This window comes from Pedobacter borealis DSM 19626 (genome assembly GCF_000708285.2).
GTDB lineage: Bacteria > Bacteroidota > Bacteroidia > Sphingobacteriales > Sphingobacteriaceae > Pedobacter > Pedobacter borealis.
Map to the genome: position 1 here is coordinate 71,812 of NZ_JAUG01000024.1, position 26,317 is coordinate 98,128.

Annotated in this window: 21 protein-coding genes; 1 reads left to right on the forward strand and 20 read right to left on the reverse strand. The window is 39.7% G+C overall.

The features are described from left to right. The first annotated feature begins 102 nt into the window (after nt 1–102). Nucleotides 103–1,158: an AraC family transcriptional regulator gene (locus tag AW17_RS09295; RefSeq protein WP_029275859.1), complete on the forward strand. Its 1,056-nt coding sequence runs from the start codon at nt 103–105 to the stop codon at nt 1,156–1,158. Here the strand turns inward: AW17_RS09295 and AW17_RS09300 are convergent. The 20 genes from AW17_RS09300 to AW17_RS24430 form a co-directional block, all read right to left on the reverse strand. Then, a complete protein-coding gene (locus AW17_RS09300; protein WP_051691722.1) occupies nt 1,148–1,645 on the reverse strand; it encodes a GNAT family N-acetyltransferase in 498 nt (165 codons plus the stop codon). The genes AW17_RS09295 and AW17_RS09300 overlap by 11 nt on opposite strands. A gap of 31 nt (nt 1,646–1,676) precedes the next feature. After that, entirely contained in the window at nt 1,677–2,132 is a 456-nt protein-coding gene (locus AW17_RS09305) for a YybH family protein (RefSeq protein ID WP_036669483.1), read from the reverse strand. Nucleotides 2,133–2,193: 61 nt separating this feature from the next. After that, nucleotides 2,194–3,069, reverse strand: coding sequence for an alpha/beta fold hydrolase (locus AW17_RS09310; RefSeq protein WP_029275862.1), 876 nt, complete (start codon nt 3,067–3,069; stop codon nt 2,194–2,196). Between the two features lie 3 nt (nt 3,070–3,072). Continuing rightward, nucleotides 3,073–3,636, reverse strand: coding sequence for a dihydrofolate reductase family protein (locus AW17_RS09315; protein WP_029275863.1), 564 nt, complete (start codon nt 3,634–3,636; stop codon nt 3,073–3,075). Nucleotides 3,637–3,742: 106 nt separating this feature from the next. Continuing rightward, entirely contained in the window at nt 3,743–4,150 is a 408-nt protein-coding gene (locus AW17_RS09320; RefSeq protein WP_029275864.1) for a GNAT family N-acetyltransferase, read from the reverse strand. Continuing rightward, a complete protein-coding gene (locus tag AW17_RS09325) occupies nt 4,140–4,493 on the reverse strand; it encodes a cupin domain-containing protein (protein ID WP_029275865.1) in 354 nt (117 codons plus the stop codon). The genes AW17_RS09320 and AW17_RS09325 overlap by 11 nt, the downstream gene beginning before the upstream one ends. Before the next feature lie 16 nt (nt 4,494–4,509). Next, nucleotides 4,510–5,736, reverse strand: a complete 1,227-nt coding sequence (locus AW17_RS09330; protein ID WP_083488664.1) for an FAD-dependent monooxygenase — start codon at nt 5,734–5,736, stop codon at nt 4,510–4,512. 21 nt (nt 5,737–5,757) lie between these two features. Further along, the gene (locus AW17_RS09335; protein WP_051691723.1) at nt 5,758–6,267 is read right to left on the reverse strand and encodes an anthrone oxygenase family protein; all 510 of its coding nucleotides are present in this window, start codon (nt 6,265–6,267) and stop codon (nt 5,758–5,760) included. Next, complete coding sequence (locus AW17_RS09340; RefSeq protein ID WP_029275868.1) at nt 6,252–7,076, reverse strand: NAD(P)H-binding protein; 825 nt, start codon at nt 7,074–7,076, stop codon at nt 6,252–6,254. The genes AW17_RS09335 and AW17_RS09340 overlap by 16 nt, the downstream gene beginning before the upstream one ends. 10 nt (nt 7,077–7,086) lie before the next feature. After that, nucleotides 7,087–7,803, reverse strand: a complete 717-nt coding sequence (locus AW17_RS09345; protein WP_029275869.1) for a hypothetical protein — start codon at nt 7,801–7,803, stop codon at nt 7,087–7,089. A gap of 10 nt (nt 7,804–7,813) precedes the next feature. Continuing rightward, a complete protein-coding gene (locus AW17_RS09350) occupies nt 7,814–8,779 on the reverse strand; it encodes a hypothetical protein (protein WP_157280253.1) in 966 nt (321 codons plus the stop codon). Between the two features lie 463 nt (nt 8,780–9,242). Next, the gene (locus AW17_RS09360; protein ID WP_029275872.1) at nt 9,243–12,179 is read right to left on the reverse strand and encodes a glycoside hydrolase family 2 TIM barrel-domain containing protein; all 2,937 of its coding nucleotides are present in this window, start codon (nt 12,177–12,179) and stop codon (nt 9,243–9,245) included. 78 nt (nt 12,180–12,257) lie between these two features. Continuing rightward, complete coding sequence (locus AW17_RS09365; protein ID WP_051691725.1) at nt 12,258–14,789, reverse strand: glycoside hydrolase family 3 N-terminal domain-containing protein; 2,532 nt, start codon at nt 14,787–14,789, stop codon at nt 12,258–12,260. 9 nt (nt 14,790–14,798) lie between these two features. Further along, nucleotides 14,799–17,255, reverse strand: a complete 2,457-nt coding sequence (locus tag AW17_RS09370) for a glycoside hydrolase family 35 protein (RefSeq protein ID WP_051691726.1) — start codon at nt 17,253–17,255, stop codon at nt 14,799–14,801. A 56-nt stretch (nt 17,256–17,311) separates the two neighbouring features. Further along, on the reverse strand, nt 17,312–18,910 hold the full coding sequence (locus tag AW17_RS09375; RefSeq protein WP_051691727.1) for a glycoside hydrolase family 43 protein: 1,599 nt from the start codon (nt 18,908–18,910) through the stop codon (nt 17,312–17,314). 136 nt (nt 18,911–19,046) lie between these two features. Further along, nucleotides 19,047–20,654 (reverse strand): RagB/SusD family nutrient uptake outer membrane protein, encoded by a 1,608-nt coding sequence (locus AW17_RS09380; RefSeq protein ID WP_029275876.1) that lies wholly within the window; start codon nt 20,652–20,654, stop codon nt 19,047–19,049. Between the two features lie 11 nt (nt 20,655–20,665). Then, on the reverse strand, nt 20,666–24,061 hold the full coding sequence (locus tag AW17_RS09385; protein ID WP_051691728.1) for a TonB-dependent receptor: 3,396 nt from the start codon (nt 24,059–24,061) through the stop codon (nt 20,666–20,668). Between the two features lie 31 nt (nt 24,062–24,092). Continuing rightward, nucleotides 24,093–25,007 (reverse strand): FecR family protein, encoded by a 915-nt coding sequence (locus AW17_RS09390; RefSeq protein WP_051691729.1) that lies wholly within the window; start codon nt 25,005–25,007, stop codon nt 24,093–24,095. A gap of 67 nt (nt 25,008–25,074) precedes the next feature. After that, nucleotides 25,075–25,635 carry an RNA polymerase sigma factor gene (locus tag AW17_RS09395; protein ID WP_083488665.1) on the reverse strand — a complete coding sequence of 187 codons (561 nt, stop codon included), beginning with the start codon at nt 25,633–25,635 and terminating at the stop codon, nt 25,075–25,077. A 304-nt stretch (nt 25,636–25,939) separates the two neighbouring features. Further along, a complete protein-coding gene (locus tag AW17_RS24430; RefSeq protein WP_167343656.1) occupies nt 25,940–26,176 on the reverse strand; it encodes a hypothetical protein in 237 nt (78 codons plus the stop codon). Between the last annotated feature and the right edge of the window lie 141 nt (nt 26,177–26,317).

A 26,317-nucleotide genomic window follows, 5' to 3' on the forward strand; every position in this document is an offset into this window, starting at 1 on the left:
TAAGGATAAAAGAATGGTCCACTACCATACTATAATGTAAAAGCACTTGAGTGGGGTGTTTTATTGACATAAATTTATATAATTGAACGATAATTAAATAGCATGGAAGGGTTTTACAAGCAAAGTGGTACATCTATAAATACTTTTTGGGTTGCCATGCCAGTAATGCGAAACTTAATATTACTTAGTGCAAGAAATGAGGCAGAAGTAAATACCATTTGTAGTGCAGGGAACATTAATCCGGATGATCTGAGCAAGATAGAAATGAAAGTTTCGCTTGAAGCAAACATTGCCATTATGGATGCTATGCTTCAAATTTCTGCAGACAAAAACCTGGGACTCCACTTAGGAGAAAAGGCAACGCCTCCGATTATTGGTCAGGCCGGTCATTTACAGCAAAGCGATAGGGATGTACTCTCTGCCTTCAAAAAAACAGTGTACTTTACCCGGACGTTTACAGCATTGTATGATTTTGCCCTTGAAGAAAAGAATAATGAAATTCATCTTCATTATGAACCTGTTCAATTATGGAATGATATAGATCCGGAAACGGCAAGGCATGGTGTAGATATCCCATTTGCGGCAACCCTTAATTTCATAAAAGTACTTTCTGGCCAAACCGTATACCCGGTAAAGGTATTTTACAGGTACCCAAAAGTTTCTGACACTACCGAACATGAAAGGATCTTTAAATGCAGGCCAGGTTTTAATCAGCCCTATAATTGCATTGTATTTAACAAAGCAGATTTAGAAATTCCTATTTTGGGATATAACCCAAAACTAAATGCTGTTATCGAAAACATGCTCCACGAAAGGTTAAGACAAGCAGCAGAAGGAGTAAGGTTTAGTGCAAAAGTAAAGGAAGCAATTTTGAATAATTATCAATTTGACTTCCCTCAATTAGAAAACATAGCTGTCTTTTTAAATATTACCCCCCGAACTTTACAAAGAAAATTACAAGACGAGAATACAACTTATAGAACACTCAGTGATCTGGTAAAGTATGAGCTTGCAGCTGCTTTGTTGAAACATAATGAACTGTCTATTTCGGAAATTGCCTATAAGCTTGGTTATACCGATCCGAGCACTTTCAGAAAAGCCTTTAAACAATGGAGTGGAAACACACCTGCAGATTACAAAAGCAAAATTACGCTTTAAATTTAACCCAAATATATTCGTCATACACGTTATTATTTTTAATAACAGACTTTTTATGAATGCATTCTAGTGCATATCCATTCTTCTCTAATACCTTCATAGATGCCTTATTATATTCAAAAACGCCAGCTTCTATCCTGGTGATATCAAAAGTTTTAAAAGCATAATCGGTCATCAATTTAATAGCTTCAGTTGTAATTCCCTTACCCCAAAATGGTTCGGCAACCCAGTAACCAATTCTAGCATTAAATCTATAAACATTCTCTTTTGAGGTAATACCAATATCCCCGCAAAAATTTCCATTATAAAAAACAAGAAACCTCTCGGCGGTTATTTTATCTAGATTTTTTTGAAACAATTCTATTCCATCATTTCTGGTATAAGAATTAGAGGGCATATCTAATTTATTGTTCAATATGCTTGGGTTGTTCTTAAATTTAACAAACTCATCAAGATATTGAATATCATAATGAACTAATTTAATCATGTAGACTATAAAATAACATTATACATTTTACCTAATGATTGCTACTAAACATATCTCGATACATTTTCCAGCCATCTTTTGTTTTTTTCCAAAGTACCAGATATTTTCCATCATCTATAACTTTATCATTTCCATCCTGAGCCTCCAAACGCCCTACTTCTGTAATATAGCCTTCGCCACTACTATGAATTTCCGTTTGGATAAATCTGCCACCGCGAACTCCTGCCGCATAGGCATGCTTAAAAAATTTGTCCATTTCTTCTTTACCGCATATCGTTTTAGAATTTGGAGGCATAATACACGCATCCTCTGCATAACAGGTTAAGATGGATCCGTCATTTTTAAGGAATAAGCTACGATAAATCGCGTTGCTCTTTGCAATGGCAACTTTTGCTTCTTCAAGCATTTCATTTTTTTTTGATTGTGATTGGCAGCCGATTGAAAACATCAATAAGGCACTCAGCATTACTGGAAAGATTGATTTCATGATTTTTATATTTAAGTGATTTTAGGTTTTCATCAGTATAAATTTGTTTTCAACATAATCCTTATTTCAGAAAAGGTTGAACCAATTCGGCAATTTTTTGGGGTTGCATAATTAATCCCACATGGCTTGTGTTTGGTAGAATAGCCAATTGCGATTTTGGAAATCCTTCCATATCAGCGAATACATTACCACCACATAGTTGATATAACTTTGCTTTATGAACTAAGTCAATACCATCATTATCTCCAAATACAAACAGTGTTTGTGCTTTAATATTTTTCAGATTTTCATCGCCCAAATCAAAGTCTTCAGTGTCGAATTTTATAAATTTGCTTACAAAGCCATGCCATTTTTGTTCATTAGCATAGCTACTTTCATGTGCCGCTTTGTAGGGTGTTTGGTCCAAAAAATCAGGCTTCAACGATTTTAGCATTGTTCGCATTTCAGGTAACCATCCTGTGTATTGATAGGGAGTAGAAAGTATCACTAGTTTATTTACTAACTGAGGCTGCTGTATAGCAACCTGTATGGCTACTGTTCCGCCTACGCTAAAGCCCATCATGTCGGCTTTGTCAATCTTTAAATAGTGCAATAACTCAATTACATCACTTGCCAATAATTTATACGAAAAGGGTCTTTCAATATCCTTTGTATGTCCGTGACCTTGTATTTCTACAGCAATCACTTTCCTTGTTTTTGATAAGTCAGGAATTAAGCTACTCCAGCAAAGGCCAATGGTTTGATAGGCTCCATGTATTAAAACAATTGGTTTACCCTGTCCATAAACTTCATAATACATTTTCAATCCGTTTACAGGTGCATAGCCTGCTGTATCGGGCTTTTGTAAAACAGATTGTTGAGCCATTATTATCGTTGTAATGAAAAGACAAACAGCAGTTAAGATGGTTTTTACCACTACTTTGAATTTAGCTTTCATACCTTATTCTGCTTTTGATTTGTATTGAATAAATGTAATTCCACAAGCAAAGGTTTTCGATTGGACGAGCTCTAAACTCGTTCTATTGTGAAACGGCGCCAAACCATTTCCAATGGCAATTGGATGGATGTAGAGGTTATACTCATCAATAAGATTTTCGCTAATCACATTCGATGCAAAATTATGCCCCCCATACATAATTATGTCACCGCCATCTTGTTGTTTCAAGTTGTTGATTTCAGTTTTAAGATCTTTAGTTGCAAGAGTTGTATTCTCCCAAACTGATTTTGTAAGCGTATTTGAGAAAATAACCTTGTGCGTATCGTTCATTTTTTTTACGAACACTGGATCTTCTCCTGCAGGGTCAGCTAGCCGTTCTTTCCAAGTTGGTATAAAGCCCTCTGCCAATTTTCTTCCCAACAAAATACAATCAACAGGGGCAGTTAATTCATTTAAATGCTTTTTTAATTGCTGATCAAAATCCCAAATCATCCAATCCATTTCTTGGTTTGGGCCAGCATAATAACCATCAAGAGACAGTTGCATTTGTAATTTAAGTTTACGCATGGTACATCGATTAATTTAATCAAAATTAAAAGGGTCAAGGCGTTTTTTAGGCACTTAATACGACAAAAAAAAGAGAGTATGCGACAATGAGATTTCTAAAATAACATTATTCGGATCTGTGAATGATAAAGCCATTCTCAACTTTGTCCATTCCCACTTTTGGGTAATATTCTAATGCTGTAGGTACAGAAAGTAGTAAAACGATCGACTTTTCACTTACTTTCTGTTTGGTTAGTTCAATCATTTTTTTTGCAATACCACTTTTTTTATAATCAGGACTTACCGCAAGGTCGGCCAGATAACAACACCACACCCAATCGGTAAGCGAACGAGATATACCAACAAGTTTTTCGTTGTCCCAGGCAGTAATGATGAGGTTCGAATTTTTGTACATAGTTTCAATTCTTGCCCTATCAGCTATTGGTCTGGGAAGGCCAGAATTATCATATAGCTCAATAATCTGTTCCAAAGTGGGGATCCTCTCAAAACTGTACTCAATTTGTCTATTGCTCATTATCGTTAATTATTATTCTGTCGTTATTTGTTGATGGTTGGGAAATAACAAGAAAGTCGAGTTTCTGATCTGTTTCGTTAGCTATAAAATGCTTCATCCCGGGATTAATGAGAAGACCTTGCTGTTGGCTTAATACAACTTTCTGATCTTCAATGTAAAAAGTAGCACTTCCTTTTAATATAAAGAAATATTGCTGCGCATTTAAATGATAATGCAGTTTTTCCTTCGTACCGTAGGGCATACTTTCATACTTCACTGATAAGCCATCAGTATCTGCTAACACCCAGTTATCGCATTTTTCGCCCCAGAAATAATGCGGAGCATTTTCTTTATCTGTAATCATGGCCAACATATATTTTTTAGTCTTTCCAATTATTTCCAAAGGATATTTTTTTTAAGAAAAAAACTTTGTTGCAAAGCCTAAACCAATTACGGCTCATCAGTCTTATCAATCGATTTTCTGAAATGGCTTTATGCGTGTACTTCATCGATTTTGCAACCGCAGCAAATCCTTTATTCCTCATATCAGTCTCGTAGGCTTTAATTGCCTCCAGTTTATCTTTTCTCTGAAGTACTACTTCAATTAATTGTTTCGACAAAATAAACGCATCATACAAAGCCATATTTGCACCCATACCTTGCATAGGCGTCATATTGTGTATCGCATCGCCCATTAAAGTAACAGAACTAGCAGCCCAAGATTTTATTGGAAGCATTGTTTTAATATTTAAAAGCAGTAATGTGTCTCCATCCCCTTCGCTGATGATTTTTTTATAAATTGGGTTCCAATGTGGGATAAGGGACAAGGCCTTTTGCTTTAAATCTGATTCTACACTAACATCTTGAAAGTACTTTTTATCCCCCACCAGCGACCATAGAATGTAATTACACTTATCACTGTCGACATCTTTTCCTTTATCAAAAAATGCATTAAAGAAAAAAAACTTATCTTTTGGCATCACTACATTCATACGGCCTGATATGGTTATTGGGATCCATTTCCGGCTTTCTACCGTAAGCATTGTTCTTCCACCTATTGCAATTGCACCAGTTTCTACCCGCCTAGCATTAGGCAAATACTGTTGTCTAACTTTCGAATTTGCACCGTCGGCCCCTATAAGTATATCGGCTTCTTCGTTTGTGCCATCTGCAAAGAAAATTTTTACACTCCCATTTTCAAGTTGCTCAAACCGATCAAGCTTCTTTCCATAATTTATACTTTCATCGAGGTCTGATAACAGGATTTTTCGAAGATCGGTACGGTTGATGGCATATTGTTTTAAATAAGGCTCTGGGTTTTGTCCTATCATTAATTTTTCAGGAACATGCACCAGTTCCTCAAAATCTTCAGTTAAAAAACCAATACCATCTGCATCTAGCCCCGTATGATTTAAAAAGTCATTCCATTGTTTAAATGGCAAGCATTGATGCAAGGCTTTGCTACCAACCGACCTTATATGTATTCGGTAACCGTCTAACCAATCTTCAGCTTTATCATTTTTTTCATAAATGGTGAAAGAAATTTTATTTTTCTGAAGAGCCTGTGCCAAGCACAAACCGCCTATACCTGCACCAATAATTGCTATTTAGTAATTTGACATCCCAGATTAAGTTCTTTTTACAGCGGCTATTATACTGAATAAGAACGAAATAATTGAGGCATACGTACGAATATGATGCCATAGATTCCATTCTGTCTCAAACTTTTGTCGCATTTCGGCAATAGCTGCGTCTGAAGCTTCCGAAATATTAAATTGTTCTACCATGTTATTCAGCGGTACATTACAAACACCCGTTATAACGAAAACACCTATCCAATAAACAAGAGTGGCAACTAATAATAAATAAAAGGACGTCCCCACTTCTATTTTGAATGTTAACCAAGCAGAAATAGGCAATACAATCATGCTTCCAATAAAGCTCAAAAAGAAATAAGGGTTAATAATTTCCTTGCTAATGGATTGAAACGATTGCAAATATGCTTTATCCGACAGGTTGCCTAAGCCTTTAATTACCGAACAATCATAGCCATAAAAAAGCCCAGCCAGTAATCCAGTTAATAACACTGTAGCTATCTGTACCCATTGCACTGTTGATACATTTATGGTTGGTTCCATATTCCTGTTTTTATTGTTTTATTAATGTATTCTTGAAACGATGTTGGTTTTCTCTTTAAAACGGTTTCAACATCATTTGTTATAAACTCATTTCTACCATCCAACACTTGGGTAAACAAATAGCTTATTAACGAGATAAACTCTTCCGTTAGTTCATAACTTCTAAGCATATCTGTATAATTGTGCATACTGATCTCAGCATATTGGATTTCTCTTTTTATAGCGTTGGCGATAAGAGAGATAGCTTTTTCAAATGATAATAATGTAGGGCCAGTTAACGAGTAGATTTGATGTGAATGAGCATCATCCATTAAGGCTTCCACCACAACGTCAGCAATATCATCTGCATCTACAAAAGGTTCATCGGCATTTATTTTTGGCAATATCATTTCACCAGCTAATATCGAATCGAGCAAAAAGCCTTCACTAAAGTTCTGCATAAACCAACTTGCCCTTACAATTGTCCAATCTAGCCCCGATTTTATAACCAAATTTTCACATAATTCTGCTTCGTGTTCTCCCCTTCCCGATAGCAGGACTAGTTTTTGAACTCCGGCATATTTAGCTTTTTGAACAAATGATTGTATAATCTGTTGCGCCTGTGGAATAGCTATGTCGGGTTGAAAAGTGATATATACTTTTTCAATTCCTGATAGCGCAGCATCCCAGGTTTCTTCTTTATACCAATCAAAAAAGGGTGCTATATTTCTTGAACCAATTCTAATAGGAATGCCTAGTTTTGCAAGTCTATCAATCACTCTTCGGCCTGTTTTACCAGTGCCACCCAGTACTAAAGTTGTATTATCCATATTTTTATATTTAATAATCCGTATCATGATTTATCGTTTCCAGATCAATATCATGAGTTCCTGTTTTTTTGATAAGCGGGTACCCAAATCCGAGTACAAATAGAATTGAACCAAGCAAATAAATATTTAGACCAATCTCAGCCAGTACTTTTAGCTCGAAAACATTTCCCATAGCATCTATCAGGGTTGCTATTCCGGTAACCACAGCAATGATTCCGATCACTTTTTGATCATCGTATAAAAGCCTTCCTATCCCGATAAACCAAACAGAGGCAAACAAGGCCTCCAGTATATTCCAAAGCCCTTTGGTTACAATGGTGGTTAAAACAGAAATGACAAGGGCAATAATTTTGGATTCATCGCCCGAAGCATGTAGAAAATCGTGCATCAACGGTGGCCATGCCACAGCAAGCGTAATGGCGCCAATTGCACCTATCAGCACATAACACAGGCCGCTATTTGTAAAGAGTGAAAGCCACGGTGTACGAAACCTGTATTGCTGATCGAGATAAAAAACAAGTGGGAGCAACAAGAGGTAATAACCGAACATATCCAAAATATTAAACCAATAAGCGGCTTTAAACTGATCTGCATATTGCAGAATGAGTTTTGGGTCGGAAAATGCTTCGAAATTATAGTTGACCGCTATGGCACCTACCCACAAACAGGCTACGGATAAAATGCCGGAAAGTATGCTGATACAGCCTATGGCCTTGCGATAGTTCATAAAATTTGATTTAAAGTGTGGAGAGATATGCTTTCAATAATTCGATTCCTTCGGTGTGTGTAATCGTTGTTCCAAGTTTTGGCATGCTCTTCTTCTCCATATCAATGATGATCGACTTTTTATAGTTTCTTAAAAAGGTTTCATCAAATGGTGTTTCGTAAGCTGGTCTGAACACAATTCTTTTACAACTACCGCCATCGTTATGACAATGGGCACAGTTAACATCCAGATAAGCCCTGGCCCGTTCTTCGAGTGTATGGCTTGGGTCTTCCCAATTGGGTAAACGGCCAAATGATGACGGGTTAATATTTGCGAACAAGCCCTCATTTTGCAAGTGGGTTAACTGATTGATCGGAGCTCCGTTTCTGGTTACCGTTCTGTTTAAATTGCGGAGTTTTAGGCCAATAGGTGTGCTTATATCAGCCGATTGATGGCAGGTATTACATTCGGTATTATTGGGTATATGGTAATTAACAGTTTTAGTAATGCCCTGTTCGTCTATCCAGGTGATGTTTTCTGCAGCACCTGTTGTAATCAGTATTGCATCATTCTGGCCATCATCCCATTTGTAGGTTGCTACATTCCATACATCTTGATGTTTGATCAATAACCTTGTTTCTATGATTTTCTTTCCCAATAAAGGGTTTTGCTTGTTTTTGTAATAATAAAAGGTTTTTACCAACATTGTCCCATCCGGAAAATTCGGCAAACCATCGCCAGCAGGACTCAGTTTTGTACCCTTAGGTAACTGAATGAGGCGCTGCTTTTCGGCATAATCTGTAAACAGGGCTGTTGAAAGTTCATAAACTTTAAATGTTGATTCTGGAACCAGCTCTGAAGGTTTCCCTTGAAAGATATGGTACTCCGATAATTTTTCCTTAAACGAAATGTTATTGGATAGGGTGATCAAAAAACTATCTTTTTGACACGATTGTATGTAGGTCATGCAGCTAATCGAAACTAGTATGCCTGCCATCGCCTTAAAGGTATTTGAAAACATCTTGTATCTTTTTTCTACAAAACTATCTTACCGGCTAGAAATAGAATGGCTAAAAGACGACAAAAAGCAGGATGAGTTGCGACAGAACGCAGGGAATGATAAAAAATATTTTTTTGAGGAGAAATGTAAAGAAAGGCCACCTTTAAAATCCGATAATTGGTGGCTTTGAAGGATTAATCGGTGTAGCGGTTAGTTTTTATACTCAAATAAACCGCTGTTTTTAGTTTATAACCTGAGTTCGATTATTAAATCTCAAAAAAATGTGGCGTTTTAATCAAGTTTTCTGTTAAGACGGTCGTCACCCTGAATTTATTTCAGGGTCTTTCACGCTAAAAAGATGCTGAAATAAATTCAGCAGGACGATAAAGCTGGATTAGGCGTGTATAAGATATGATTTTCAGCTAATAATTATCGAACTCAGGTTTATAGGATTTATTGCTTAAAAGCCATATAAGGTAAGATCGCCGATAGCCACTTTACTTTTTTCAGGCTGAACGTCTGATATTTGAATTTTTAGGTATCTGATATTTTTGCCTTCAAAAAACACGGGCGCATAATTCTGTCCTGATACTTTTCTCAGCGCGATTAAATCAATCCATTTTATTCCATCAGCAGAACCCTGTAGCGAATAGTTATACCAATCGCTGTCTTTTCCCCAGATAATGCGGCTGCCTTTCACTGTAACAGATTTTTTCAGGTCGATATTTATGGTTAAGGGAAGTAGCTCTCTTGATACTGTCCAGATGGTTCTCGGATCACCATCAATTAATTTTTCAAATTCTGAAGTACTTATCTTTTCATAAGAACCGAACATGCCTGCCATCAGCTTAATCATTGGAGGCAATTGATCCGATTTTGTATCTACGGTAACGGTATCGGCAGTTTCTACTTCATTTTTCCATTTTATATGGTCACCATCAGTTGCGTAAATTCCTTTGTAAGGCACAGTCAATACCGCTTTGGTTGCAGGTTTAAGGCCAGGTGAGGTAGCGGTTATATTGATATTGCCCGCATTTTCACTGGTGCGGATGATGCCATAACCGATTCCCCCTTCCGTTTGTTGATCAGTAATTTTTGCGCGTACCGTATTTGCGCCTATCAATGTCCCTTTTCCAGAAACACTTAAGTTGATCGGGTAAGTCTGTAGCTGTTCTTTGTTACTGATCACTGTTCCATTCCGATCACACACTTTAATGTAAATGGGGACCATATCTGAGCCATCGGCTATAGGACTGATCCCACGGTCAGCAATTTCGATTTCTAAATGGTCGGGCTGTTCTGGAGTTCTGACCACATGCGAACAGGTTATTTTACCATTTAATATCCCTTCCGCCCTTAGTATACCTGGCTCATAAGCATTCGTTTTAAACTTAAAATACGGGCTACCGCCTTTAGCGGCGACGAATGGCGCTGTTTTTGCATTTTGCGCCCTTGATATTTCTCCCAGTAAGCGGTTGTTACGGTAAAGCCTCACCTTATCGCAATTTGAAAAAATAATCAGATTAGAATCAATACTGGGGTTATTATTATAACTGGCAATAAAAACAGTCGGACCATATACCGGATTCCGGGCATCTTGCATCGCTTTTAACTGATAATAGCCAAACTTTTCATAGCGGTCGATATCCACCACGCCGCTGAATGCGGTAAGTGGATCCGATCCCCGGGTATAATCGTTAAAGCTCCAGAGAAAATATCCTCCCATCCGCTTATTGGCGTCTAACTTGGCATGGTCCCAATAACCACCTTCTTCTTCAAGCATCGTTCCGTTCAGTGCATTCTGCCTCAGTGTACACTGGGCAATCAGTCCTTTTGCGGTGTACATCCGCGATGCCCTTAAGCCGTTTTCCTTCTTGGGGTCGGCAATCCAGGTGTCGCCCCATTCGCGCGTGAGCGATGGCATTGAAGGCATTGGGTCGGTGCCGTCTTCGTTGATTACCTTATAACTTACATCGTAATATTTTTTTCCTTTAGCAAAGAAATCATCGGCAGTGAACATCTGGTTATTTGGCATTTCCTCGTGAGCGATGCGCACTACTTCTTTTGCCCAATAATCGGGTGTTGGTGATTCGTTCAGTGATGTTTCCCACAAAAATACCGATGGCCGGTTACGGTCCCGTCTGATCATTTCCCTTACCTGCTCATAGCTTCGCTGGATAAATACCGAATCTTTATTAAAGAACTGCCAGCCTGGTTCGCATTCGATTACCAATAGGCCCAATTGATCGCATGCATCTAAAAATGCAGGAGACTGCGGGTAATGTGATGCCCTGACTGAATTAAACCCTCCTTTTTTGAGCTGTATCGCATCGCGCCACTGCATAGATTCAGAAGCGGCATCACCGATGTTCTGGTAGCTTTGGTGGCGGTTGGCCCCACGTAGGTAAAGTTTTTCGCCATTTAGATAAAAACCATCGGCTTTCCCATTCGCTGAAGCAAAAGAAATCGTTCTAATGCCGATGGAGGTAACTTTTAGATCAACCAGCATTTTACCATCATATATTTTTGATAATAGTTGATATAAGTGAGGATGATCAGGATGCCATAGTTTGGGTTTTAAAACCGTAAGGTTTTGTACATACTCCTGATCAGAATGGCCTGCTAACAAACCTTCTGAACTTACAGTGGCTATTTTTCGCCCGTTTTTATCCTGTATGATGGTAAGCACTTTAAGGTTAGCGGTGCTATTGCTGCGGTTAACAACATGAGTTTTGATGCTCACCTCAGCCTTTTGTTTATCTACCTTTGGAAAGGAAACAAATAAACCACCGCCCGCTATTTTCTTGGCCTCTAATGCATCTGATATATGTATTTTATTACTGAACTGGAGCGTTACACTGCGATAAATGCCACCGTAATAGAGGAAATCCATTTTAGCCTGCGCCTTTCCCGGTGGGGTTAAAGGATCATCCTCGTTCGATACCCGTACCGCCAGTACATTATTGGTTCCATATCTTACTTTATCACTTATATCTACATTAAAACCCAGATAACCACCAAAATGCTCCTTCAGCTTTTCGCCGTTTAAAAATACCGCACAGTTTTTCTGTACCCCGTCGAAATTTAAGGTAATACGTTTCCCTAAGCTGGCTTTATCGATTTTGAAATACCGGCGGTACCAGCCAATACCGGTATAGTTATTATTGCCTCCATTATGCTTTGGCTCAAGGCGCATGGTATGTGGAATACTAACAGCAGCCCAATTTTCATCATTGTATTTTATGGCCTCCGCTCCAGGTGCATCACCCCGGAAAAATGCCCAGTTGGTATTAAAATTTAAACTGAGCCTGGGAGGGGCAGCAGGGGTTTGACTAAAACCATAGGAGGTAAATAATACAGATAAAAGGAAGGCAAATAATCTGAAGTTAATTTTCATGGTAGGGGAATGGTATCACTGGTGGAGATATGTTCATCTTGTAAATTACTTTTTTATCGTTTTGTAGTGGTAATCGGATCATTTTACCTCATCGGTATCGCGCATCATTTTTGATTTCTTAATTGGGGTTTTCTTCACCGGTACCTGTTTTTTTGGTGAGTTTCCGGTTACAAAAAAGCTTTTTTGTAGGCGGATATCATCATAAGATGCACCTATCATTGCCTTAAATTCCCCAGGTTCCAATACTACTTTATTGTCGACATTGATCAGCGTCAGATCATCGGGAACTATTTGGAACGTTACCCATTTCGATTCTTTAGCTAACAGCGGGATACGTTCGAAGCCACGCAATTGTTTCTCGTAGGTTGTGGTAGAACTCACCACATCATTGATGTATAACTGTACGACTTCATCACCGGCTAAATTACCGGTATTGGTTATTTTACAACGGATACTGACCTTTCCGGTTTTACTCTCAATACTATCAACTGAAAGACTGTCATAGGCAAACTTGGTGTAAGATAATCCATACCCAAAACAGTATAAAAGCCCTTTGTTGGCCACTGAATAATTGTTCATTGGCTCCCAATTGGCATTTGGTTTTGCCGGAATGTTGAAAGGAAGCTGTCCTACGGATTTCACCCAGGTTCCATTTAATTTACCACCCGGATTATACTCGCCTTTTAATGCCTCGGCAATGGCCTGCCCACCCTGCGCGCCAGGGTAAGGTGCGCTCAGTATTGCTTGACAGTATTTTTGGGCATAGTTGATGGAGGCTGGTCGTCCCCAGATTAATACCAGAACGATCGGTTTACCTGTTTTTTGCAGCGCCTCTAGCAGCCTCTCCTGGTGTCCGGGTAAATCCAAACTGCTCCGTGTACGGCTTTCACCAGATGTACTTGTTCCATCGCCCAGCACCAGTACCGTTACATCGGATTTCAAAGCCAGCTCAACAGCTTCTTTAATAGATGTGTTTTCATCAGTAGTCAGGGTATCGGGAACCAGTTCGCTTTCAGGCCACCCTTTATTAACCAGCTCGATTCCTTTTGCATAGTTAATCACGACATTCTCGCCCTTGTAAACATTTTTCAAGCCATCGTATACGCTGGTAAATGCAGCAAAGTCCATAGGCCCATAATGTGTCGGCACGTAGTTGTTTTTGTTGGCATTTGGGCCAATAACTGCAATTTTTTGGAAATTCCCTTTTAAAGGGAGCAAATCGTTTTGATTCTTCAACAATACCAAGCATTCTCTGGACGCTCTTAAGGCAGCTTTGAGGTGTTCTTCGCTTGAAACCGTTTTTTGTGCTGCCTCAGGCTGGCCCGTATAAGGGTTATCGAACAGGCCCAGCCAAAACTTTACATACAGCACATTTTCTACAAGCTCATTAATCCGCTGGATAGGAATCTTTCCCTCTTTAACTAAAGCCCTGACGTTTTGAATGTATTCAGTTGGGTCATTGAAGTCTGTTCTTACATTTAGTCCGGCTTTCAGCGCCATTAAACAGGCTTCTTTGTGATCAGCGGCTACATGATGGATATCCGAAAGCCGTTCAATTGAATAACTATCTGAGACCACATAACCCTTAAAGCCCATTTCTTTTCGGAGTTTGGTAGTAAGATAATAATAATTTCCAGCCATTGGAATCCCATTGTAATCGTTGTAAGAACTCATAACCCCAAGTGAACCGGCCTCTTTGAAAACTTTTCGAAAGGGATATTCATGAATATAATACATTTCAGATGGCGTAATATGTGGATCGGTACGGGAATCCCACTGGCGGGCGGCCTTGGTATCGCCGTAGCCAACATAATGTTTAGGCGTAGATACGACGTGTTCTGATTGGATTCCTTTCGCCATAGCTACGCCCATACGTGCCACCAGGTAAGGGTCTTCACCCAGGGAACCTTCCCATCTTCCCCAGCGCTGATCTCTTGTTACATCCAAAATTGGTGCATAAACATTCGTATACCCCAATACCCGTGCTTCTTTACCCTCTACTCTACCCATTTCAAAACCGAGCTCCTTATCCCAGGTACAGCCTAATGCATTCATCGAGGGGAAACTTGTGGCATGTCTTGCCGTTAGGCCCCTAATGCCTTCATTTGTGAAATCAACCGGAATACCCAAACGGGTATATTCAACGAAAAAACGCTGTGTTTCGTTAATGGCCACCGCATTATTAAAAGGAGTTTCGTTTTCTTTTATCCTTGGGGTATTATTAATATGTTCATCAATATTTGCAATACCATCCTTAAAGATCATGCTGGTCCATTTTCCTGTTGGCAGGCTGTCGGTTAATACCTTTCCATGGCCATAATAGGTGGCTAATTGACACGATTTTTCTTCCAATGTCATTTGAGAAAGTAAATTGGTGATCCGTTTTTGTATCGGTTGGGACGGATCTTCGTACAGGTCTTTTTTGTTGTTTTTATTAAAGTCTACCCAGCCCTGATGGTAAATTTCCGTCTTTTTGGGGAAGGGGATATCAGCATTTTTGCTGGCAGGTTTAAGCTTTGGAGCAGTCTGTTGTCCCAGGGTGGCTAAGGATGCCACCAATAAAACAGTGGACAGGAATAGGGTCTGTACTTTGCCTTTTATATTGTTCATAAATCTTTTTTAATATTGTGAAATGGTCATTCCCCTGATTTCCGCCCCGTTGATGGTTTGTTGTAAGCCCAGGGTGATCACATTTTTTTCGTTTTTTCCAAGATGGAGCCAGCACTCTGGTAAATAAAATTCACGTTGCGGACCAGCCTCCCAATAACGGCCTATATTGTGCCCGTTAAGGTAAATAAAGCCATTGCCAGAGGCATTGATCAATAAATGGGACAAAGCCTCCCTGTTAAGGGATTTAGAAAGTTCAAATTCAGTTCTGTACCAGGTAAATAAAGCATTTTGTTTTCCTTTTGGTTGTATGTTATTTCCTTTTCGGGCAACTTTAAATGTGGTATCTAATTTTACCTCTTCCCAGGAACGGTCATTATAACCGGGTGAAATAAAATGATTTTTAATGCCAGCTAAATCGGTAGCTATCTGCCAACTAATGGCCTTTTGTATATTGTTAACTGTATCGCTATAACCAGCATTGCGTATACCACACAACTCTTCCATTGGATAATAACCGTGCTCATGGCCAATATTTTCATATACCACGATAAGCTCATTTTCTCCCGGATGCAACAAGCCTGCAACATTGAAGATATTATCGTAGTCGTTCTCTTTTATTCTTTGGAAAGATTTGTTTACATTTCTGCTCACACTGGCTGCATATTTATCAGTAGGGTATAAGCGCGGCGCTATTTTGCCGTTTACCTGCAGGTTTAGAATGTCTCTGGAAAATGTATTGAACATTAATTTAGAAAACTGGTCTGCCTGTTTTTGGGTTAGTTTGTCATTTGCACGGTAGAGTACATAGCGGCAATCGTTAACGCCTAATTCCGGCAAGGAGCGGTTTGAGGAAAGTGACTGCCATTTGGCTTTGAAATCTTCATTGTGCACCTTCACCGCTTTAATTGATAGACTGGTTTTGGTTTCTTTTGCTTCCTTTTTGTTGTTTTGTAAACCCCACCAAATACCCTGCTTGGCAATGACTCCGGGCGGAATGACCAATACTTTTGTTTCCAAGGAATCTAAATCATAGGCGATTTCAAACGCTGGTTCGGCAGCTAAATCACTTTTTTTAACGGTATTTACTTTGATTAAAACTTTCTCTTCGTTTTGGTTTACATTGTAAATAGGCGCCGAGGCCGATGCATTTGCCCCTGGTTTGATTAAGGCTGTTCCATGAATCTGTTTTTTTGCAGTGCTATTGTGCAGAAAAACAAACCTGGTCCCATCCTGGGCAATGCGCATTCCCCCAACTAATTCAGCTGGGGCTTTTTCAAATGTGCAGACGCCACCTTTAGAATGGATGAGCTGCTGTTGATATTTTTTGATGAAATCACCAATATTTTGGGCAGCATAATATTTTTTTGATAAGCTGCCATCTTCTTTGATTGCTGCATTGTAATCATAACTGGTTGTTTGCCCCCTTGCCCCCCAGCCAGCGAAATTTGTGCCACCATAGATCATATAATAATTTAATCCGGTGGCGCCTCCCAAAATCGACATCATACCCACCGCATAAAAATGTTTATCGTTTGATTCATGCTCTTCGCTCAGCCTGCCAGTCACAGTAGAAAACCATCCGCCCTGCAGTTCAGTAACGAAGCCCGGCGCGTTGGGCTGTCTATGTTTTAGATCTTCCATCCGTTTAGCGCAGCTAATAGCATCGTTTAAATCCACATAGTAGTTGTCACAATCAAAAACATTTGAAAGCACGCTATCTTTGCTTCCCCGGCACTCGGAGGTAAGGCAGCTAAAAATGGGTACCTTAACACCTGCGTTTTTTACCCCTTGATATAAAGACTGTAAAAAAGCTGTTTTGTTAGTGGTTTCATGGGAATCGTATTCATTTTCGATCTGGACCATGATAATGCCTTTTTCTTGATCAGTTTTTCGGGTAATTTGCTCTTTTGCGATGATCTTACCTACTGCCTGATACCAATGCATACACCATTTTACATGCTCAGTATCATTACTCCTTAACCAAAATCCATCTATATCAGGACGGAATTTGGCCAGCCACCTTGGATATCCCCCGCCGGCCCATTCCGCACAAATGAAGGGTCCGGGGCGCACAATTGTGTAAAGGCCAAATTCTCTCTGCGCCATATGCAGCCACTCCTGCAGGTCTGAAAAATCAAACTGTGACTGATCCTGAATATCTTTTGGCATGTTCCGTTCGTGCCAGTTCCATGGTATATAGGTTTCTACGGTGTTAAAACCGGCAGCCTTTATTTTTTGAAACCGGTCTTTCCACAATGCTTTTGGGCACCTGAAATAATGGAATGCAGCGCTATATATAAAGATCTCTTTGTCGTTTATTTTTAAGGAACTACCATTATAAGACACCGTTTGGTGATCAGATCGATGGTTTTTACGAGGATCAGAATGAACCCGGGCCTGCGCGGAGGCATAGCAAAAACAGATTAGAACTATAATGGAAACGGATATTTTAATGTTAATTTTCATTTTTATAATGATAAGACTTCCTGCAACGATTGAACCAAAGTTTTATTGACCGTTTTTTAATCACCCTCATTGTTTTTCGCATAAGGCTGGTTCTCTCCTTTAAAATGGAACCAGTTAAAATCGGCATAACCTTCTTCTCCTACCTTTTTGGTACTATAGCTCAGGAGTGCAAAGCGGTTTGCCGTCCAGTCATATCCCAATGCCATTTTTAGCTGATTGCCGAAAGAAATGAATTTTTGACCGTCTGTGCTATATGCAAATGTTGCTGTAAAATCGATATGTGTTAAGTTTGCCCTTATCCAGAGTTTGTTCTGGCTAAAGTTTTTAATGCTATCTATTACTTTTCCATTGTTCACCATGATAAGTGTTTTTTGATTCCCGTCCTTTCTAACAGCGATATAGGCGTAAGGCGATTGAAAGATGCCGAAACCGGCAATATTTCCATCTTTTAACTGGGAAACATCCATTTCAACCGTTCCCGCTGATAGGGGCCCCTGCACCCTTTGCGTGAGTGTGTTACGGGCTGTGGTGAGTGTTGATGCTTCAATTGCGTGCAGGCGTAAATAGCCCTTTCTTTCTTTCAACGACCACTTTTTGTTGTCAGGATTATGGTTCCATTGCCATTGTAGCCCCAGTGTAGCGGAACTAAATTCATCTGATGCTGCAACCGTAGTAACCGGATATTTTTTTTTGACATCAGGTTTCTGATATACCAAAACACCTTTACCGTCTTTGCCGAGCATAGGCCAGCCATCTACCCAGTTAACAGGCTCCAGGTTGGGTGTACGCCCGATAGGGCCACGGTCCTGCATAATGATAAACCACCACGAACCATCTTTGAGCTGGACCATTCCACCCTGATGCAGTCCGTTACCAGGATAGGTATGATCGTCATTAATGACTACTTTAGATTCGTAAGGGCCATAGATGTTGTCTGATCTCAGGCAAACCTGTCGGCCTTTTGTGCCGCCGGTAGATCCCAGAATATAATACTTTCCCTTGAATTTGTACATGTGGGAGCCTTCCAGGTAAGGATATTGGGGATTATTATAAATTTCCTTTTGAGGGGTTTTTACCGATAAAGCATCAGCATTTAATTCTGTAATGTAGAGTTTCTGCTGTCCATGCGCAACATACACTTTGCCGTCATCATCGAAGAACAAACCCGGATCATACAGGTATTCTGGAAAAATTGTTCTGGTCCATGGACCTTTGATATCTTTTGCGGTACACATCGAAAAATTACCCTTTTCCTTGCCCCAATTGGGTGTGCAGAAACCCACATAAAAAAGACCGTTTCGGTGCCTGATCGTAGCTGCCCAGGAACCCCTTAAATACCTGTCGCCGCCTTTAAGGTCATACCGTGGATCTTCATCATAACGCTCAAGGGCATAACCGGCCATTTCCCAGTTCACCAAATCTTTAGATTTTAATACCGGACATCCCGGTACGTAGTGCATGCTGGTAGATACGAAATAGAATTCGTCATCAACCCTAATCAGGTCAGGATCGGGCCAATCACCCCAAAGTATAGGGTTTTTATAGGTTCCGTTGCCGTTATCCGCTGTCCATATAGGTTTTGCAGGAGATTGTGCCAACAGATGTGAAGAATATAATAAAAATGCGAAATGTAAAATCAGGGTTATTTTTTTCATCATTTAAAATTTATGGGCTAAAAGATGCTGCCCTTATAAATGTATCGGCTTTTTGGTTAGGATATAAAGATAAAGGGGTAAATAAATTACCCCTTTATCACTAATTTATAAAATATAAGCCATTGATTAACGGCTTTTAGTATCCTGGATTCTGTTTCAATGAATGGTTAATGTCAAATTCTTTCTGTGGAATAGGCCACAGGTAGTTTTTAGGGTCGAATGTTCTCGATCCTGCTACAAAATTTGAATTTGGGGTTAAAGTCAAGGCGCCGTTGGCGGGGTTTACCGATCCCTTTAAACAGCCCTTTACATCTCCATTTAATACATCTGCACCAATTTTCCAACGTTGTATATCATACCAACGTAAACCTTCGCCTGCCAGTTCGGCCCTTCTTTCGCGGCGGATAAGTGCCCGTAATGAAGTCTGGTCAGGATATATCGCTGAAGTTACCGCAGGCATATTTACGGTAGGGCGTTGCCTTACCAGGTTAATGGCATTATAAACCGAAGCATCAATCTGGTTGGCTTCAATTTTTGCCTCTGCATAGGTCAGTAAAATTTCTGCGTAGCGGATAACAATAATACTTCCTCCGGTATTCCACACATCAGTTCCATAGGCTGTATTGTTATAATCGTCAATATTAGCAAGGTATTTTTTAAAGTTATATCCGGTTGGAGAGGCATTGTTGTTACCCACAAGATCGCTAGAAGATGCACTTATAGGATCGAAGTAAGAACCCATATACGATAATCCTGGGCGGATAACAGTTGCATCTAAACGTGGATCTCTGTTGGTATAAGGTTGAACTGCATTATATGTGCCGTCTTGCTGGATCGTTTTTCCGTTTGTGGTTTCGTATGCATCTACCAGTGCCTGTGTTGGTGCCATTGAGCTCCATCCACCAGAAGAATTGGGAAGTGCAGCGCCAAGTACCCACTCGGCATTGTCGTTCTGTAGATACTGTACATCTAAGATTACCTCTGCGTTATTGCTGTTCTGTGGACGGAACAATCCTTCGTAATCAGGAAATAGTGTGTAATTGAAGGGTGCAGTCATCAGTTGCTGAGTTGTGGCAATACAATCGGTATATTTTGCATTGAACAGCTCTGTCCTTGCTTTCAGAGCGAGTGCAGCACCTCGGGTAATGCGGCCTATATCACTGCCCGAATAACTAACAGGCAATGAAGGTGCAATACTTGCCAGTTCCTGAAGAACAAAATCAACAACCTGAGCTTTAGGTGTACGTTGAAGCTTATTGGCCTCATCAGTCGAAAGGTTGTGCAGGGGAAATGGGACATCGCCATAAACCTGGCTTAAGATGGCATATTTATAAGCCCTTAAAAACCTGGCTTCACTTTTCATCCTTGTTTTTAATGTATTGTCGAGTGATGCCGAGGGAACTTTATCCACATTATCCAAAAACCAGTTACATCGTTGAATAGTTGTATATGAGTATTTGTTTACTCCTGGGGCAGTAGCGGTAGCCAGTCCTGAGGCAAAGGTTTCATAACCTTCCCATGGAAACTGGTCAATACCGTTGTCAGATATACAATCGTCGTATATTACATTATCGCCCGATTCCCAGCCGCTATAACATCCGGTTAATGCGGCATTGGCATCTGCTTTTGATGCCCATAAGGTACTATTGCTGTATTGATCTAATGGTTTGGTATTGAGTATGTCTTTCTTACAGCCCGTAAATACAGCAGCGGTAAGAAGTATATAGATTAATTTCTTTTTCATCTGTTTGTTTTTTAAAATGTTACATTAAGGCCAAATGTATTTACCAATACTTGTGGGTAGTTATAAACGCTTCCTGCTGATCCGGCTGCTGTGTTTGAGCTATTGGCTGCTCCAAGTTCAGGATCTATCCATTTGTAGTATTTGGTAAAGGTTAACAGGTTTTGACCGCTGTAGTAAACTTTAACATTGTTTAATCCTAATGTTTTAACCACATTTTTTGGAAGTGTATAGGCTAATGTTACGTTTTTAAGGCGCAGGTAAGAGGCATCTTTAACCCAGAAAGATGAAGGCGTGCTAGTTGGATCGTTCTGTTTGTAGCTGTACCATAACCTTGGAAAATCGGCATTGGTATTGGTTGGTGTCCATCTATCCAAAAATACATTGGTCGGTTTTTGCACATCTGGTCCAACTTGGCCAATCAGGCCACCGCCCATGGCTTTTACAGCGGCAGCGCCCTGGAAGAATAAGGATAGTTCGAAACTTTTATAGCTGGAAGAGAAAGTAAGACCATAATTGATTTTTGGATAAAAACTACCCAAATCAACTTTATCATTAGCATCTATCTTGCCATCGTTATTCTGGTCTTTATATTGTATATCGCCTGCAGCCACCTTATTGTTTAATACAGCTGTTCCGGTTACATCGGCCTGAGTTTTATAAATACCTAAAGCCTCATAGCCATACAGCGAATAAAAAGAAGTACCCACATCATAGAAGGTATTATCGTTAATTACTTTTCCTCCTGTTAACTTGGTTACTTTATTTTCGATGAAAGAGAAGTTACCATTAATGCTATAATTAAATTCTCCGGCTTTATCCTTGTACCCTGCACTGAACTCTATACCTTTATTGGTCATCTCACCATCAACATTTACATATGGAGCGGTAAAGGCATAGGTAGCGCTAGCCTGGGTCCGCATTAACGGATTTGATGTTTTTCTTTCGAAATAGTCCACTGAAACATCCAGCTTGTTATTTAAGAATGTAGCATCGATACCAGCACCCATTGATTGCGTTTTTTCCCATTTTAACAGCGGATTTGCACCCGCATTTGGCGATAAGCCCGTTACCAGTACCTGATTGAATGAATAGGTCCGTCCACCAGAAATCGACTCAAAATAAGCATAGTTGTTGCTGATTTGTTGGTTGCCTAATCTACCCCATGATGCACGTAATTTTAATGAGTTTACCGTATTTAGGGCACCAGCAAAGAAATCTTCTTTTGATATTACCCAACCTGCAGAAACAGCCGGAAATTTACCCCATCTATGGCCTTTGGCAAAACGCGAAGAGCCATCAAAACGGAAATTACCTTCTAGCAGGTATTTTTCATTAAAATTATAGTTAAATCTGCCAAATCCAGATTGCAGCGCCCAATCATTGGCATATCCTGATGTAGACTGGCCAAGAGCTGGCGCTGCATTGATCTGGGTTAGCTCATTGTTCAGGAAATTCTGGCGCTGGGCAGAAAAAGTGTTATATATGGAATACTCTTGTGAAGCACCAACCAAAATTTTGAAATTATGGCTGCCTATGCTTTTTTCGTAATCCGCCACGGCCTGTACAAGCGTATAGGTTGTCCTGTCGGTAGCATTGGTTAAGTTGTTTGGCCCTTCAAGTTTGGTCGGTGTTAATGGCGTACCCGCTGGACCACCTTTATAATACTGTATTTCTGAAACATACTGCTGCTGCTGACCCAAGCCTAACCTGTAACCAAAAGAAGGCTTAAAATGTAAACCTTTTAGTGGTGACCAATCTCCCGCTACGTTACCGGTAACGGTATAATTCTGCCATTGATTGCTTGATGGAGAATCTAACCAGGCTAAGGGGCTACCATCAGATACATAACCTAAAGCGCCATTTTCCCACCTGGCAGGTACAGTATTAGAAATACGGTTTGCCATACGGATGATTTGCGAAAAACTTGTGGCGTAAGTACTTATCGGCTCAGAAAAAGGAGCATATAAGAAGCCTAATTTTGCACTTAAACCTAATTTTTCAGTTAACTGCGAATTAACGTTAAATAAGGCATTGTATTTCTGATATCTTGTTTTCTTTACATTTCCTTTTTGATCAAAATAACCTAAAGAAACCATGTATTTTGATTTTTGATCGCCACCGTTGATACTTACGTTGTGGTTTTGTTGCCATCCTGTTTCCGAAAATATTAACGATGACCAATCAGTATCTGGATGCGCACCTGTTTTATCGCTACCATCTTTAAACAGCTGTATATCGTTATCAGTCCATCTGGGAGCGGCACCTTCATTCACCCTCGCCTCGTTATATAACTGTGCCTGTTGCCATGCCGGTAAAAAATCTGGTGTTTTGGTAACCTGCTGTGGCCCGGCATACATATCGTAACGCATTTGCAAGCTGCCTTGTTTTCCTTTTTTGGTGGTAATTAAAATTACGCCGTTCGAAGCCCTGGCGCCGTAAATAGCCGCAGAAGCAGCGTCTTTAAGTACTGAAATGCTTTCAATATCATTCGGGTTTACATCCCCCATAGCGCCTGGTACGCCGTCTACAATAACAGCAGGACCGGCGCTCGCGCCACCTGATCCCAATCCGGATCCAATACCTCTAATTCTGATTGTACCCCCATCTCTACCCGGTTGCCCGTTGCCGGTGGTTATACTTACCCCTGCAACTTTACCTTGTATGGCGTTGGTAACACCGGTAACGGGTCTATTTTCCAAATCTTTTGCAGAAACGGTACCGATTGCACCGGTTAAATTAATTTTCTTTTGCTCGCCATAACCTACAACTACTACCTCTTCGAGGTTGTTTACAGAAATTTCTAATAGTACATTAAGGTTGGTTTGATCGGTTATGGTAACTTCTTTAGTTTTGTAGCCCAAAGTAGAGAATACCAATATTTCTCCTTTTTCTGCTTTAATGCTAAAAGAGCCATCGGCGGCAGTACTGGTTCCTTTACCGGTACTTTTTAAAATTACCGATACACCCGGAATTGGCCCGTTATTATCGGCTACTATACCTTTTATGGTAATTGGATCTGGAGCATTAGCGGCGCTATTGATGCGCAGATCTGACTTTTCGTTGGTTTTAAAAATAATAACACCCGATTCTCCTTCTTTATACTGAAACTGGGTTCCGTTTAAAATGGCATTTAAAACGGCTGGAAGTGCTTCGTTTTTAAAATTTAATTGTTTTGTAGAAATTTTGCGGAGCTCGTTGTGATTGTAATTGAACGGCATTTTTGAAATATTGCTTAACCGTCCGAATGCTTTTTCGAGTGTTTCTCCATTAAAACTGATGGTTACCTTAACGGTACGGATATCCTGGAACTTGTTAAGTGCCCAGCTGCCCAGTGAAACGGTGGATAATAGCGCAACTATCCCTAGTTTTGCCAGCCTCCGTGTTAGTGTTTGTAATTTTTGCTTCATGTATTATAATTGTTTAGGGGTTGATTTCTCTTTAATAGCAAGGTTTTCCGGAGATAAACACCGAGTCCTTTTTTATAGTATAATGGATAGGTTGGATGGTTTTTAAAACCTGCAGTACATCCGTTAGGCTTTGTTTTTTGGTAAACCTGATACTGTTCTCACAGTTGTTGAATACTTTGGGATCGTAAATTGCCTTTATGCTGAACCGGTTTTCTATGGCCAGCATTATTTCCTTGAAATAAACACCATCCAGATTAAAATCGCCATGCGTCCAGGTAACGGTATTCGCCGATTTTACTTTTTGGGTACTTACCTTATGGGTGCTTCGGTTAAAAGTTAACTGCTCATCAGGCCTAAGCGTGTTTAGTGCCTTTGAGCTTTCGTTTACCTGTACCTTTCCCCTGGTTACCGTTACGGTAATGTTTGGCAGTTCTTTATACGATTTGATATTGAACGCCGTTCCCAATACCTTGGTGTTAATTCCTCCAGAGTGCACAATAAATGGTTTGGATGCATCGTGCGATACATCAAAATACGCTTCCCCTTCTTCCAGATAAACATCGCGGCTGTTGATGAACTTAGCGGGATACCGGATAATAGTGGCCGCATTAAGCGTTATTGTACTATGATCGGGAAGTAAGACTTCCAAAACCTGTCCTTTGTTTGCTTGTACGGTGATATATTCGGTTTTATCCTTCTCTCTGGTGTAATAGCTGTAACCGATGAATAAAAAGCTACATACACCAATTAAAATAGCTGCGGCTTTAGATCTAACCGTCCACAGCTTAATTATGCGCTTTCTGTCGTTCGATCGCTGCCTATCGATGCTTTGTTGTAACCGTTGATAAATCTCGTGCTTGATATCTTCGCGTTCTTGCTCATTATCGATCGACGACGGCTGCTCAGATATTTTAAACCTTTTGTAAAATTCTTCTTTCAACGGCATAATTTTTTAAGATGATAGCCTAAAGACGAACTGATGTTTACAAAGTACCAGAGGTGTGTTTAATTTTTTAGAATAGAAATGAACAAAGGTGCTGGCTTATTTTTTGGCGCAGGCGCTTAAGTGCTGTACTAAGTTGATTTTTAACCGTTTGCGAAGAAATTGATAAGCGCCCTGAAATTTCCTCAATAGAGAGATTTTCTTCGCGGCTCAAACGGTAAATTTCTTTCATTTTTTCTGGTAGCTGATCTACCTGCTCGTTTAAAAAACTGTTGAGTTCGTTGTAATACACCTGATCATAAACAGTGTCCTCATATACCGTTGATGCCTTGGCAATTTCATTAATTCTGTTTAACCGGTTTGCGGTTAACCGCTGTTTATCGATGATTTTGTTTTTTAAGGTGATAAACAGAAAACCTGAAAATGAACTGTAAATATTTAGCGAAGTCCGGTTATTCCAAAGCTGTAGGAAAATATCATGAACGATATCTTTGGCGTCTTCTTGGTCTTTTAGTTTTTTATAAGCAATATCATATAACATTTCCCAATATCTGCAATAGAGCTCGTCGAATGCGGACATATTATCGCATTTTAGAAGCTCAATTAAAATAATGTCATTATATAATTTCATTATTTTAAGCGATAGGAAACGGGAAGAAAATAAAGAAAAATACTTTACTCATTTGTAGTTCTGCTGGTAAACAAAAGCATGGTCGGATACCTAATAATTCAGATAATTTTTCTTTCAATGGCTCAATATTTAAAACTTGGTCGATTAAAGACGTATAGGGGTTGAGAAAGCACCAGATAGATGATGTTTTTAAAAGAATAAATGAGCTAAAGTGCTGGCTTATTTTGTACGTATGCTAATGATTGATTATGGAATACAAAGATCTTTCTTTTGTTATCCCGTAACCCACGATTATGTTCTGCTCTTATTTATAATATGCTCGTTTGATTATGGTGCTAAAATAGCACAAGGCTTTTGGTTTAACTACTGTTATATTCACTAATACTGCTGTTTTTTTGATACCAGTAACTTTGTCTATGCTTTTTGTCAAATCTATTTCCTGGTAGTGGTAAGGAGATGTCCCGGCCATTCCATAAGAATCTAAAAGTACCCTGTTCAGATAGAATATCCCGTTAACCTGAGTTCGATTATTAAATCTCATTTTGTGGCGTTTTAATCAAGTTTTCTGTTAAGACGGTCGTCACCCTGAATTTATTTCAGGGTCTTTCACGCTAAAAAGATGCTGAAATAAATTCAGCAGGACGATAAAGCGGGATTAGGCGTAAATAAGATATAATTTTCA

Bases quoted from the DNA above. Each gene is read 5' to 3' on its own strand.
- AW17_RS09295 (WP_029275859.1), top strand. From the start codon at position 103: ATGGAAGGGTTTTACAAGCAAAGTGGTACATCTATAAATACTTTTTGG.
- AW17_RS09300 (WP_051691722.1), bottom strand. From the start codon at position 1,645: ATGATTAAATTAGTTCATTATGATATTCAATATCTTGATGAGTTTGTT.
- AW17_RS09305 (WP_036669483.1), bottom strand. From the start codon at position 2,132: ATGAAATCAATCTTTCCAGTAATGCTGAGTGCCTTATTGATGTTTTCA.
- AW17_RS09310 (WP_029275862.1), bottom strand. From the start codon at position 3,069: ATGAAAGCTAAATTCAAAGTAGTGGTAAAAACCATCTTAACTGCTGTT.
- AW17_RS09315 (WP_029275863.1), bottom strand. From the start codon at position 3,636: ATGCGTAAACTTAAATTACAAATGCAACTGTCTCTTGATGGTTATTAT.
- AW17_RS09320 (WP_029275864.1), bottom strand. From the start codon at position 4,150: ATGAGCAATAGACAAATTGAGTACAGTTTTGAGAGGATCCCCACTTTG.
- AW17_RS09325 (WP_029275865.1), bottom strand. From the start codon at position 4,493: ATGATTACAGATAAAGAAAATGCTCCGCATTATTTCTGGGGCGAAAAA.
- AW17_RS09335 (WP_051691723.1), bottom strand. From the start codon at position 6,267: ATGGAACCAACCATAAATGTATCAACAGTGCAATGGGTACAGATAGCT.
- AW17_RS09340 (WP_029275868.1), bottom strand. From the start codon at position 7,076: ATGGATAATACAACTTTAGTACTGGGTGGCACTGGTAAAACAGGCCGA.
- AW17_RS09345 (WP_029275869.1), bottom strand. From the start codon at position 7,803: ATGAACTATCGCAAGGCCATAGGCTGTATCAGCATACTTTCCGGCATT.
- AW17_RS09350 (WP_157280253.1), bottom strand. From the start codon at position 8,779: ATGGCAGGCATACTAGTTTCGATTAGCTGCATGACCTACATACAATCG.
- AW17_RS09360 (WP_029275872.1), bottom strand. From the start codon at position 12,179: ATGAAAATTAACTTCAGATTATTTGCCTTCCTTTTATCTGTATTATTT.
- AW17_RS09365 (WP_051691725.1), bottom strand. From the start codon at position 14,789: ATGAACAATATAAAAGGCAAAGTACAGACCCTATTCCTGTCCACTGTT.
- AW17_RS09370 (WP_051691726.1), bottom strand. From the start codon at position 17,255: ATGAAAATTAACATTAAAATATCCGTTTCCATTATAGTTCTAATCTGT.
- AW17_RS09375 (WP_051691727.1), bottom strand. From the start codon at position 18,910: ATGAAAAAAATAACCCTGATTTTACATTTCGCATTTTTATTATATTCT.
- AW17_RS09380 (WP_029275876.1), bottom strand. From the start codon at position 20,654: ATGAAAAAGAAATTAATCTATATACTTCTTACCGCTGCTGTATTTACG.
- AW17_RS09385 (WP_051691728.1), bottom strand. From the start codon at position 24,061: ATGAAGCAAAAATTACAAACACTAACACGGAGGCTGGCAAAACTAGGG.
- AW17_RS09390 (WP_051691729.1), bottom strand. From the start codon at position 25,007: ATGCCGTTGAAAGAAGAATTTTACAAAAGGTTTAAAATATCTGAGCAG.
- AW17_RS09395 (WP_083488665.1), bottom strand. From the start codon at position 25,635: ATGAAATTATATAATGACATTATTTTAATTGAGCTTCTAAAATGCGAT.
- AW17_RS24430 (WP_167343656.1), bottom strand. From the start codon at position 26,176: ATGAGATTTAATAATCGAACTCAGGTTAACGGGATATTCTATCTGAAC.